Source organism: Isoptericola sp. GX10416 (genome assembly GCF_056590155.1).
This window is the reverse complement of sequence record NZ_JBWPVO010000009.1, coordinates 68,635-80,367: the sequence shown is the minus strand read 5'-3', so window position 1 is coordinate 80,367 and position 11,733 is coordinate 68,635. Positions and strand designations below refer to the sequence as shown.

10 protein-coding genes are annotated in these 11,733 nt (G+C 73.6%); 2 read left to right on the top strand and 8 right to left on the bottom strand.

Annotated features, from left to right (window positions below):
- Nucleotides 1-4 precede the first annotated feature (4 nt).
- The 5 genes from ACWAT2_RS13640 to ACWAT2_RS13620 all read right to left on the bottom strand — a co-directional run bounded on the left by ACWAT2_RS13640 (nucleotide 5) and on the right by ACWAT2_RS13620 (nucleotide 6,038).
- Nucleotides 5-1,669 carry an outer membrane protein assembly factor BamB family protein gene (locus tag ACWAT2_RS13640; protein WP_402376575.1) on the bottom strand — a complete coding sequence of 555 codons (1,665 nt, stop codon included), beginning with the start codon at nucleotides 1,667-1,669 and terminating at the stop codon, nucleotides 5-7.
- Nucleotides 1,670-1,712: 43 nt separating this feature from the next.
- On the bottom strand, nucleotides 1,713-2,945 hold the full coding sequence (locus ACWAT2_RS13635) for an ABC transporter permease (RefSeq protein ID WP_402376578.1): 1,233 nt from the start codon (nucleotides 2,943-2,945) through the stop codon (nucleotides 1,713-1,715).
- A complete protein-coding gene (locus tag ACWAT2_RS13630) occupies nucleotides 2,942-3,823 on the bottom strand; it encodes an ABC transporter ATP-binding protein (RefSeq protein ID WP_402376770.1) in 882 nt (293 codons plus the stop codon). The genes ACWAT2_RS13635 and ACWAT2_RS13630 overlap by 4 nt, the downstream gene beginning before the upstream one ends.
- A 140-nt stretch (nucleotides 3,824-3,963) precedes the next feature.
- Nucleotides 3,964-4,656, bottom strand: coding sequence for a response regulator (locus ACWAT2_RS13625; protein WP_402376580.1), 693 nt, complete (start codon nucleotides 4,654-4,656; stop codon nucleotides 3,964-3,966).
- Nucleotides 4,653-6,038, bottom strand: coding sequence for a sensor histidine kinase (locus ACWAT2_RS13620; protein ID WP_402376583.1), 1,386 nt, complete (start codon nucleotides 6,036-6,038; stop codon nucleotides 4,653-4,655). The genes ACWAT2_RS13625 and ACWAT2_RS13620 overlap by 4 nt, the downstream gene beginning before the upstream one ends.
- A gap of 99 nt (nucleotides 6,039-6,137) precedes the next feature.
- Here ACWAT2_RS13620 and ACWAT2_RS13615 point away from each other — a divergent pair, with 99 nt between their 5' ends.
- A complete protein-coding gene (locus tag ACWAT2_RS13615; protein ID WP_402376586.1) occupies nucleotides 6,138-6,977 on the top strand; it encodes an MBL fold metallo-hydrolase in 840 nt (279 codons plus the stop codon).
- A 24-nt stretch (nucleotides 6,978-7,001) separates the two neighbouring features.
- Here the strand turns inward: ACWAT2_RS13615 and aztD are convergent, their stop codons facing one another.
- The 3 genes from aztD to ACWAT2_RS13600 all read right to left on the bottom strand — a co-directional run bounded on the left by aztD (nucleotide 7,002) and on the right by ACWAT2_RS13600 (nucleotide 10,501).
- Complete coding sequence (gene aztD, locus ACWAT2_RS13610) at nucleotides 7,002-8,291, bottom strand: zinc metallochaperone AztD (protein ID WP_402376589.1); 1,290 nt, start codon at nucleotides 8,289-8,291, stop codon at nucleotides 7,002-7,004.
- Nucleotides 8,292-8,402: 111 nt separating this feature from the next.
- Nucleotides 8,403-9,176, bottom strand: a complete 774-nt coding sequence (locus ACWAT2_RS13605; protein ID WP_402376592.1) for a potassium channel family protein — start codon at nucleotides 9,174-9,176, stop codon at nucleotides 8,403-8,405.
- Nucleotides 9,173-10,501 (bottom strand): YibE/F family protein, encoded by a 1,329-nt coding sequence (locus ACWAT2_RS13600; RefSeq protein ID WP_402376595.1) that lies wholly within the window; start codon nucleotides 10,499-10,501, stop codon nucleotides 9,173-9,175. The genes ACWAT2_RS13605 and ACWAT2_RS13600 overlap by 4 nt, the downstream gene beginning before the upstream one ends.
- Before the next feature lie 64 nt (nucleotides 10,502-10,565).
- Between ACWAT2_RS13600 and ACWAT2_RS13595 the strand changes: the two genes are divergently transcribed.
- Nucleotides 10,566-11,648 (top strand): DMT family transporter, encoded by a 1,083-nt coding sequence (locus ACWAT2_RS13595; protein WP_402376598.1) that lies wholly within the window; start codon nucleotides 10,566-10,568, stop codon nucleotides 11,646-11,648.
- Nucleotides 11,649-11,733: the final 85 nt, after the last annotated feature.

Below are 11,733 nucleotides of genomic sequence, written 5' to 3'. Positions count from 1 at the left end.
GACGTTAGCGCGGAGCGAGGATGCTCACCGAGGTGACGTCAGACCGGTAGACACCCATCGCGTCCGCGCGCCCCACCTCCTGCAGCACCACGTGGCCGTCGACGGCCGAGAGGTACGGGACGCGGCCGGCGTCGAGGCGTTCGCGGTCCGCCGCGCCGGTGGCGAGATCCATGGTGAGCAGCTCGCCCACCTCGACGTCATCCTCGTAGCCGATCAGCGCGACCATCACCCGCTCGCCGTCGGTCACGGCCGAGGTGGGCCAGCCGTACAGCTCCTGCGGGTCGTACAGGGCGACGCGCCACAGCTCGCTGCCGTCGGCCACGTCGAGCGCCACGACGTCCGACTGCCCGGCGACCACCAGCGCCTCGCCGACCTGCGCCAGGACGTGCGGGTCCATCAGGTCGTGGCGCCACAGCTCTTCGCCGTGGAGGTCCAGCCCCGCGATCGCCTGGTAGCCCGCCGTCGCGACGACGACGGGTCCGCGAGCGTCCACCGCCGCGTGCGGGACGCTGATCGTCGACCGCGAGGACTCGAGGCGCACGGTCCCGTCGGCGGCCAGCAGCACCGAGCCGTCAGGCCCGCTGGCGGTGGGCACGACGTGGCCCCCGCCCGGGTACGGGACGACCTCCCCGCCTCCGCGCTGGGCGCCGCCGCCGGCGTGCTCGGCGAACGACCTGCCGTCGGGCGTGGTGGCGCCGCCGACGTCGCACCAGCGGTAGCCGACGACGGCGGGTGACGAGTGCAGCCGACGTTCCGGCGAGACCTCCAGCCGGTACGGCGCCGACCGGTCGAACGTGTCGAGTCCGACCGCCTCCGACTCGTCCCAGACGAACGCGCACTCGTCCAGCAGGCGGCCGGCATGGGCGGTGGTCGGCACCTCGAACCGGAGGTCTCCCGTCACCGCGTCCTCCACCCGCACCGACGCCCTCCCCGGCTCGACGTCGCGGAGCGCTGCTCGGGCGTCCTCCTGGGTGGCGTACCGGCGATCGTCCGGCATGTCCGTGTCGTGGTTCGCCACCAGGAGACCGCCGTCGGCCGCGGGCGCGACGTCACGGTCCTCGCCGCCGTACTCCGCGGCCGGGAGCTCCCGGTGCCCGACCACGTCACCCGCCGCGTCGAGGACGGTCACGGTGCGCTCCTCGGCCGGACCGTGCAGGCACGTCACCAGGTCGCTCGGCATGCTCCACTCGACACCGCTCTCCAGCCGCGGCCGCGGACCGCAGACCGGATCCGCACCGAGGTTCGCGCGCCAGCGCTCCTGCCCGGACCCGGCGTCCCGCGCGACCACGTCCTCGTCCTCGTCCAGGACGACCCCGCCGCCCGGGAGCACCGCGAGGACACCGTTGCCCTCCGCACGCCAGACCTCGCCGACCTCCCCCGTCAGCGAGAGCACGCCGCCGGGCGCCGACCGCAGCCGCTCGTCGTGGGTGTGCGAGACCACGACCGCCGCGACGGCCGTGCCGCCGATCAGGACGAGCACCACCCCGCCGGCCGCACCCGCGAGCAGCCGACGCTGCCGACGGTCCGCGCGGCGCCACCGGTCGCCGGCGCGGGACCACCACCCGGCGCGGGCGTCCGCCGCGACGGGCGTGCCGCCGTCGTCCCCCTCGGCCTCGACGTCGGACGAGACGTCGAAGGAGACCATGCCGGGGTCACGTCGTCGGGCCACGGGTGCAACGTACCAACCAGGAACCGGTCATGGATGCCGACGATCACGCCTCGGCGCGCAGCGCCTGCTTCCACGAGACCCGGCCGCCGGTCTGCATGAGCGCACCACGGAACGCCCGCTCCGAGACCAGCAGCGCCAGCACCGCGAACGCCCCGAGGATCAGCAACGAGACCACCGGCTCCCACCACGTCGTCTCGCCCGAGAGCACGCGCGCCGGCATCGCCACCACGTTCGCGACCGGGATGTACGACAGCACCGTCTGGAACGTGCCCGAGGCCGAGAACGTCAGGAAGTAGACACCCATCACCAGCATCGTCATCGGCGTGGAGGTGTACTGCAGGTCCTCGGACCGGCTGGCCAGCGCCCCCGCCACCGCGTACAGCGCAGCCAGCGCCAGGAAGCCGACCGTGAAGAACACGACGAACCAGATCAGCGACGTCGACAGCGCGGGCAGCGCGATCGAGATCGGGCTCGCGGCCACGGCGACAAGACCCACGGCCGCGAACAGCAGGTTCTGCCCCACGGCGATCACCGAGCTGCCCAGGATCTTGCCCGCCAGGAGCTGGCGCAGCGGCACGGCCGTCGCGATGATCTCCACCAGTCGCGACTGCTTCTCCTCCACCACCGAGCTCGCGATCATCATTCCCGAGCCGATCGCGCCCGCGAAGAACAGGAACGACAGGGCGAAGGTCGCGAAGAACACCGTGTCCTCGCCCATCGCCTGCGGGTCCAGCGCCTCCGTGGTGAGCGCGGCCCCCTCCGACAACGCGTCCATGGAGGTCCCGGCGGCCTCCGCGTTCGCCGCCAGGACCTGCTGCTCGACGGCGGTGCCCACCAGCCGGGAGACGGTACCGTCCGGCTGGCCCTCGCCGGCCAGCACCCAGCCGCCGTCGCCCGGGTGCAGCCACACGTCCGCGTCGCCGGTGGACAGGGCGGCGCGCGCGGCGTCGTCGTCCGCAACCTCGAGGAGCTCGAGCTCGGTGCTGCCGTTCTCCGCCTCGGCGAGCTCGGCAGCCCCGGTCACCGACCCGACCGCCGTGGCGTCGGTGCCCGCCACCGCCACGGTGTAGGTGTCGACCCGGGACGACTGCCACGTGAAGAAGGCAGCGAGCAGACCGATCACCACGAGCGACACCAGCAGCCCGATGACGAACGCCTTGTTCATCACCCGGGTGACGATCTCGCGCTGGGCCACGAGCAGCCAGGCGCCCCGGGTGCCGTCGTCCGGCGGGTCCTGGACCGGCGCGTTCGAAGGGCTCTGCGTCAGGGTGGTCATGCCGTCACCTCACGGTAGATCTGGGCCAGGGAAGGCCGGACGGGGCTGAGCTCGTGGACCTGCCCGCGCTCCATGGCGGTGGCGAGCAGGCGCTGCGTGGTGGCGTCGTCGGCGAGCTCGACCAGCGCCGTCGGGCCGTCGACGTCGACGGCGTGCACGCCCGGGACGCCGCGTACCCAGCCGGCGTCGGAGTCGAGCACCAGGCGGTGCCGCACCGTGCCCGCCTGCTGGAGCTCGGTGGGCGTGCCGTCGGCGACGACGTTGCCCGCGCGCAGGATGACGAGGCGCTCGCAGAGGCGCTCGACCAGGTCGAGCTGGTGCGAGCTGAACAGCACGGGGACCCCGCGAGCGGTGTGCTCGCGCAGCAGGTCGACCATGCCGTCGACGGCCGCCGGGTCCAGGCCGGAGAACGGCTCGTCGAGGATGAGCGCCCGCGGCCGGCCCATGAGCGCCGCGGTGATCTGCACGCGCTGCTGGTTGCCCAGGCTGAGCTTCTCGACGTGGTCCTTGGCCCGCTCGGCGAGACCGAGCCGGTCGAGGTGCTCCATCGCCTCGGTCCGGGCGGTGGCGGCAGGGATGCCGCGCAGCCGTGCCAGGTAGACGAGCTGGTCGATGGCGGGCTGCTTCGGGTAGAGGCCGCGCTCCTCGGGCATGTACCCGAACGAGCGACGGTCCGCGCGGGTCACCGGTGCGCCGCCGAACCGCACCTCCCCGGACGTGATCGACAGGACGCCCATCATCATGCGCATGGTGGTGGTCTTGCCGGCGCCGTTGGAGCCGACGAACCCGGTGAGCATGCCTCCGGGCGCCTGGAAGGAGACGCCGTCGACGGCGCGGCGGTCTCCGAAGGTTCTGGTCAGGTCGTGGACCTCGAGCATGGTCATGGCACCGACGCTACGGCGAGCCGGGCGCGCGCGGATCCGTCGCGGGAGGGAATCTGCCGCCTCCCCCTCACGACGGACCAGCATCGTGGACCGGCATCGTGGACCGACATCAGCGGCCGACGGCGGAACGTCCGCTACGCCAGGCCGTGGCGGTGGACGTAGATCACCGCCTGGACCCGGTCCCGCAGGTGCAGCTTGGACAGCACGCTGGACACGTGCGTCTTGACCGTGGCCTCGCCGAGGAACAGCTCCGCCGCGATCTCCGCGTTCGACAGCCCCCGGCCCACGTGAACCAGGACCTCGCGCTCGCGGGGGGTCAGGAGCTCCGACCCCCGGGCCGACGGCGGCACACCGGCCCGGCTCGACACACCGGCCCCGCCCGCCGGGGAGTCCCCGGACGCCGCCGAGCCCATCGCGACCATCCGGTCCACCACCCTCCGGGTGACCTGCGGCGACAGGAGCGCCTGCCCCTCGGCGACGGTGCGCACCGCCTCCACGAGGTGCTCGGCGTCGGAGTTCTTCAGGAGGAACCCGGACGCCCCGGCGCTCAGGGCGTCGAACACGTAGGCGTCGTCGTCGAACGTGGTCAGGACCAGCACCCGCGACAGCTCGCTCCGCACGATCTCGCGGGTGGCCTCGATGCCGTCCATGACGGGCATCTGCACGTCCATCAGGACCACGTCGGGCCGCAGCTCCCGGGCCACCTCGACGGCCTGGGCGCCGTCGGCCGCCTCCCCGACCACCTCGAGGTCGTCCTCCACCGACAGGATGAGGCGGAACCCGGACCGGACCAGCGCCTGGTCGTCGACCAGCAGGATCGTCGTCATGAGCCCTCCACGGGCAGGGGCAGCCGCACGCGCACACGGTACCCACCGGTCACGCGCGGGCCGATCTCCGCCACCCCGTGGTGCGTGGCGACCCGCTCACGGATGCCTACCAGCCCCAGCCCGGACCCGGAGGAGCCCGGCCGGGCACGGCCCTCGTCGATCACCTCGACCTCGGCATACCCGCCGCGGAACCTGGCGTCGTCGTCGACCGGCCGCCGGTCGACCCGCACGGTGACGCTCGCCGCGCGGGCCGTGGAGTGCTTGCGGACGTTGGCCAGCGCCTCCTGCGCGGTCCGGAACAGGCTGAGGCCCACCGGCCCGGGCACCGCCGCCTCCACACCGGTCGGTTCGGCGACGAGCGTGTACGTCACGTCCAGGCCGCCGTCCGCACCGGCCAGCCGCTCGATGTCGGCGACCCCGGGCTCGGGCGAGCGGTCCCCGCCGTCCGCCGTGCCGCCGTCGTCGGCCCCGATGTCCCGGAGCGTGCCGACCAGGCCACGCATCTGCTCCACGGCGTCGCGCGAGGCCGTCTCGATCGTGGCGAGCGGTCCCTGCGCGTCCGGGGCGGCGTCCCCGCCCTTGGCGAGGAGCCGCCGCGCGGCCGCCGCCTGGATCCCGATGACGGAGACGTGGTGCGCGACGACGTCGTGCAGCTCGCGCGCGATGCGCAGCCGCTCGGTGACGACGGCGCGGCGACCGAGCTCGGTGGCCTGCCGCTCGATAGTGGCCGCCTGCGCCGTGAGCTGCGCCCGGCGCCGGGCGGCGTGCCACGTGACCTGCCCGAGCGCGATGGCGCCGAAGAAATAGGCGACGTTCGTCAACCAGGTCTGGGCGATCATGGCGTCGAGCGCCGCGATGGCCCCGGGCGGGTCGTCGAGCAGGCCTTCGTTCTCCGCGTAGTGCTGCAGGGCCGAGCTGATGGCCGTCTGCCAGAACAGCCAGCCGAACATGGCGGCCAGGCTGGCCGCGACCACGATGATCATCGCCCGGCGGTCCCGCGCCCAGGCCACCGCCGTGTACAGCGTCATGAAGTACACGACCTGCAGCACCTGGGTCATCGGGACGGCCGGCACGGTCAGCCCGACCAGCAGGAAGTGCGAGTAGACGAGCGCGAGCACCAGCAGCGGGTACCGGCGCCGGGCCACGAGCGGGAGCGCACCCGCCCCCGCCAGCACGTAGAGCAGCCAGGCCGGCCGGGTATCGTCGTAGAAGTAGCCCGCCGAGCGGGACAGCTCCATGCCCGCCACCGCGAGGACGGTCAGGGTCAGCCCGAGCCACACGTCACGCCGGTAGGCGGCGCGAGGATCGGCGGGGACACGTTCGAAGTCGTCGTCGACGCCGAACCACTCGGCGATCACGGCGGTCGGGCGGGGACGCGGCATCCCCTCAGCGTAGGCAGTCGGTGCCGCGGCGGGATCCGTCGCACGACGGAGACGGCGGGCCGACGGGTGGCGCTCCCGACGCCGTGCCAGCCTGTGGCCATGACGTCCTTCTGGATCTGCCGCACCTGCGCCGTCGAGCACGCGTCACGGCCGGAGGTCTGCGCGATCTGCGCGGACGAGCGCCAGTGGGTCCCGGCGTCGGGCCAGGCCTGGGCCACGCTCGACGAGCTCGCCGCCGAGGGCCAGGCGATCGTGGTCGACGAGCTGGAGCCGGACCTGTTCGCGCTGCAGACCGCCCCGGGGGTGGGTATCGGACAGCAGTCCAAGCTGCTGCGCACCCCGGCAGGGTCGCTGCTGTGGGACCCGCTGGGGTTCGTGGACGACGACGGCGTCGCGGCCGTGCGCGACCTGGCCGGCCCCGCGGGGGTCGTCGCGGTCGTGGCGAGCCATCCCCACATGTTCGGTGTCCAGGTCGAGTGGAGCCGGCGGCTCGCCGGGGACGGCGGACCGGTGCCGGTGCTGGTCTCCGCGGCGGACGCGGGATGGGTCGCCCGCCCGGACGCCGCGATCGAGACGTGGTCGGGCGAGCGGGAGGTGCTGCCCGGGGTGACGCTCAGCCAGCCGGGCGGGCACTTCCCGGGCTCCGCCGTCGTGCACTGGGACGCCGGGGCGGAGGGCCGCGGGGTGCTGCTGTCGGGCGACACGATCTTCGCCAACGCCGACCGCACCTCGGCGAGCTTCATGCGCAGCTACCCGAACCACGTCCCGCTCTCCGGGGCGGTGGCGCTGCGGGTCGCCGGGCATGTGGCCCGGCGACCCTTCGACCGGATGTACAACAACTTCGACGGCGTGATCCCCGCCGACGCGCGCGCCGTCGTGCTGCACTCGGCACGGCGGCACGCGGCGTGGGTGCGCGGGGACTTCGACCACCTCACGTGACCGCGGCCGGTGCACCGCCGCGCGTCAGTGGTCGTGGTCGTCGCCCTCGTGGTCGGAGGCCGGTTCGCCGAGGACGCCGGTGATCTCGTTCGGCGTGGCGCCCAGCTCGCCCGAGGCCCAGACCTCGCCGTCCACGACGTCGACCGCGTGGATCGAGTCGTTCGCCGGGTCGGTCACGTAGACGGAGCCGTCCAGGGTGAACACGGCCGGCCGGGGCTCCTGCCAGTCCATCGGCTCCTCCCACTCGTCGAGCACCGGGATCGTGGAGGTGATCTCGGCCGTCTCCGGGTCGATGACCTGCAGGTCGCCGTCGGTGGTGAGCACGAGCGCCTCGCCGTCGTCGCCGCGGGCCAGCGAGCGGAACGTGTACGACGCCGGGAGCTCCACGAGCTCCAGGCTCGCGTCGCGGGAGTCGATCAGGCTGACCGTGGTGGGCCGCTCGAGCTCGGCGTCCGGGTCGGTCTTGTAGTCGCCGAGCACGTTCGGCGACGCCTCGGTGCCGGCCTGGTTGCCGATGCGGGAGTAGTCGTCCGGCGTGGTCACCTCGGTGATCTCTCCGTCGGCGTAGAGCAGCGCGCCGTCCTCGCAGCCGACGACGACGGCCTCCTCCGCGGCGACGGCCTCGCCGTGGACGCCGGGGCACTCGTCGCTCGCGGCGATCTCCTCGCCGTCGGCGTCGAGCACGCGGATGCTGCTGCGCTCCTCCTCGGTGCCCGCGGTGACCAGCAGCGACCCGTCGCTCAGCGGGACGGCCACGCCGTGGTGCGCGTCCGGGAGCTGGACCTCCTCGACCCCGTCCTGGGTGGCGATCTCGGCGGAGTCGACGAGCTGCACCAGACCGGTGCCGTCGTCGAAGAGCGCCGTGACGCCGTCGTGCACCACGGCGTGGCCGGGCTTCTCGGCGGCGTAGGTGACGTCGCTGAGCTCCGGCGTGGAGGTGAAGTGGTGGAAGTGGTCGCCGTGCCCCTCGCCCCAGGTGCCGGTGTCGAGCACCTGGAACCCGCCGGTGGTCGAGACGAGGACGTGCCTGCCGTCTCCGGCCGGGTTGAGCCGGTTGAAGCCGTCGAGCTCGAGGTCGGCGACCTCCTCGAGGCTCTGGGCGTCGAGCACCTTGATGCCGCCGTCGTAGGTGACGGCGAGGCGCGGGCTGCGCCCCTGGACCTCGGTGGGTGCCGCGGTGCTGGTCTCCTCGGCGGTGGTGCCGGCCGGCTCGGCTCCGGCGACCGGCGCCTCGGTCTCGGTGCCGCAGGCCGCGACGAGCGCGATCGGCAGGGTCAGGGCGAGCGCCGTGGCGGCGCGGGAACGGGTGTTCATGGGGGGTGGCTTTCCGTCTCAGAGGCAGGACAACAAGATGCGAACGAGAACCATTCGCAGCAAGACGCCATGAGTCAACCACGCGTGAGAATCATTATCAAGAATGGGCTCTCAGTCGAGGGCGCGCTGCCAGCGACCGGCAGCCATGCTGACGATGAGCGCCACGAAGACCACCAGATACACCTGGCCGATGATCGCCTCGCTCGTCGCGAGCAGGCGCCCCAGCGGCGACACGGCGGCCAGGTCCCCGTAACCCAACGTCGTGATCGTCGTCAGGCTGAAGTACATGAACGACGTCGTCGACTCCTCGGCGCCGAAGAAGTGCTCCCCCGAGAGGCTGTCCACCGTGAGGAAGGCGTAGTAGTAGGCCAGCGCGATCAGCAGGTAGGCGGAGACGGCTCCGAGCAGCGTCGGCAGCGTGACCACGCGGTGCCGCACCAGCCGCCGCGCCACCACCACGGGTGCGAACGCCGCGATGACGAGGAGCAGCGGCGGTGCCGAGGTCACCGAGTCGGGGGTCTCCAGGACGAGCACCACCACGAGGGACAGCACGACCAGCAGCCCCAGCACCACGTCCGCCCGACGACGCCACCGCGCCCGCAGGCCCGCTGCCCGCAGCGCGAGCGCGAGCGTCGCCCCGACCGTGAGGGTGGTCACCAGACCGGCCACCTGGGCGCGCCCGGCGAGCGCCCCCGCGCGGATGTCGACCAGCGACAGCAGCGCGACCGTCAGCGCCACCAGGGCGAGCAGCAGCCCGAACCGGTCGATCCAGCGCGAGTGCGGGTCGATGAGGGGATCGGTCTCGTCCGGCGGCTGCCGGCGGCGGGCGAAGAAGCTGCGCGGCCCGTGCGGGGACGGGTCGTCCTGCGGGTCTGCGCTGCTCACGGCCGGTCCTGCACGGCATCCTCCAGGGGCGGGTTCGTCCCCATCGTGGACGAGCCCGGCCCGGGGCGCGCGTCGAGGGCCGGCTCGGTCGCCCCGCCCGCGACCCGGTCCGGGGCCGGCACCGTCACGGCCGCGATCGCCGTGGTGATCGGGATCGCCAGCACCAGGCCGATCGACCCGACGAGCGTGCGGACCACCTCCTCGGCGATCTCCCCCGAGGTGATCGTCATCAGCGGCGTCTGGTCCAGCATCCAGACCGTGAGGAGCAACGGCAGCGCCGCCCCCACGTAGGCGAACGCGATCGTGTACACGGTCGAGGCGATGTGGTCGCGCCCGATCCGCATCGCCCGCGCGAACAGCACCCGCCGCGGGGCCGTCGGCGCGAGCGAGCGCAGCTCCCACACCGCGGACGCCTGGGTGATCGTCACGTCGTTCAGGACACCCATGCCCGCGAGGACGAGGCCGCACAGGGCGATGCCCCGCAGGTCCACGGACGGGGCGATGATCGACAGGTTCTGCGCCAGCTCGTCCGACGCTCCGGTGATGTGCGCGGCGCCCGTCGCCCAGGTGCCGATGCCCGCCGTGAGCGCCAGCCCGGCCAGGGTGCCGAGCAGCGCCACGGTGGTCCGCGCCGTCAGACCGTGCGCCAAGTAGAGGACGGCGAGCATCACCGCCGACGACGTCACGAGGGCCACACCCATCGCGCTCTCGCCCGCCAGCAGCGCCGGGAACGTGAAGCCGACGAACACGGCGAACGCCACCGCCAGGCCTGCGATCGCCGCGAGCCCGCGCCACCGCGCCACGAGGAGCACCACGAGCGCGTAGACCGCCGCCAGGACACCGAAAGGGACGTCGCGCTGGTGGTCCATGAACACGTACGGCGTCACGGTGTCCGCGAAGTCCCCGATGTACAGCGCCGTCACGCGCTCGCCGGGCGACAGCTCGAACCGGGGGTCCGCCTGCATGCCGGACGTGCCGCCGTCGGGCAGCCGGATCGCGACGTCCCCGGCGGTCGCGTCCTCCATCGTGGGCCAGGACTCGTCGCTCGACTCCTCGAGCGGCCCGACGACCGTCACGACCACGAGCTCGCTGCCCTCGACGACGACGGGGATCCGCTCGGGCACGTCGGCCTCGGACGGCCACAGGGTCCACAGGCCGAACGCCGTGGCGACCAGGGCAGGCAGCACCAGCAACGCCAGGACCAGGCGGGTGCGCGTCGGGGCCGGCGGCACCGGTCCGCCGTGGGAGTGACCGTGCACCTGCTCGGCAGGGAGCGGCGGCTGCGCGGCGTGGCGGGCGGAGCGGCGGGTCGGGACGTCGGGCACGGGCCGATGGTCGCACCGTGCGACGGCCGAGCCGTGGAGACCGCGCCGACCGTAGACTCCCGTGGTGACCGCGCCAGCCCCCGCCTCGCCGCCGGGCGACTCTTCGGACAGCTCCTCGGCCGGCTCGACCGGCAGCCCAGGCGGTTCTCCGGGCAGCCCGGCCGGGACGGTGCTCGGCGTCGGCGCCGCCGTCGCGGGCGGGTTCGGCGCCGCGGGCCAGACCCGCATCAACGGCTCGCTGGCCGAGCACGTCGGCAGCGGTCTCGGCGCGGCGGTCGTCTCGTTCGGGTCCGGCCTGGTGCTGCTCCTCGTGGCCCTGGCCTGCTGGCCGGGCGCTCGCGCCGCCGTCGCGCGCGTCGTCGGCGCGCTGCGTTCGGGACGGCTGCGCTGGTGGGAGGTGCTGGGCGGGACCGCCGGTGGGTTCTACGTGGCGGCCCAGGGGCTGACCGCCGCCACGCTCGGGGTCGCCCTGTTCATGGTGGCGGTGGTGGCCGGGCAGTCGACCAGCTCGCTCTTCGTCGACCGGTTCGGTCTCGCGCCCGGCGGGGTGCGGCTCATCACGCTCGGGCGGGCGCTGGGACCGGTCCTGACCGTCACGGCCGTGGCGATCGCCGTGTCCGGGTCCGTGGGGACCGTGCCGTCCGTCGGGCTGGCCGTGATCCCGTTCTTCGCCGGCGCGTTCCAGTCGTGGCAGCAGGCGGTCAACGGCCGGGTGCGGGCCGTCGCGGAAGCCCCCCGCGACCCGTTCACCGGGGTGGCAGCGGCCACCTTCGGCAACTTCGTGGTGGGCACGACGGCGCTGCTGCTGGCGTTCGGCGTCTCGACCCTCGCCGTCGGGCCACCCACGGGGACGCTGCCCACGCAGTGGCCGCTCGACCTGGTGCTCTACTCCGGCGGGCTGCTCGGGATCACGTTCATCGCGATCCAGGCCGCCGTGGTGCACCGGATCGGCGTGCTGCTGCTGGCGCTCGGGATGATCGCCGGACAGATCGTCGCAGCGCTGGTGATCGACGTCGTCGTCCCCGGGGTGGCGGCGCCCGGCCCGGCCATGTACGCCGGTGCGGTGCTCACCCTGATGGCCGTCTCGGTGCCGGTGGCCGAGTCCTGGCTCCTGCGTCGGCGTGCGAGAACTCGACGTCCCGGGTGACGGTGGGTGGACCGACACGAAGGAGGACTGGCGTGGCGACGTGAGCTGACGCGACCACCCCTCGATCCCGCGAGCGCTGCGTCAG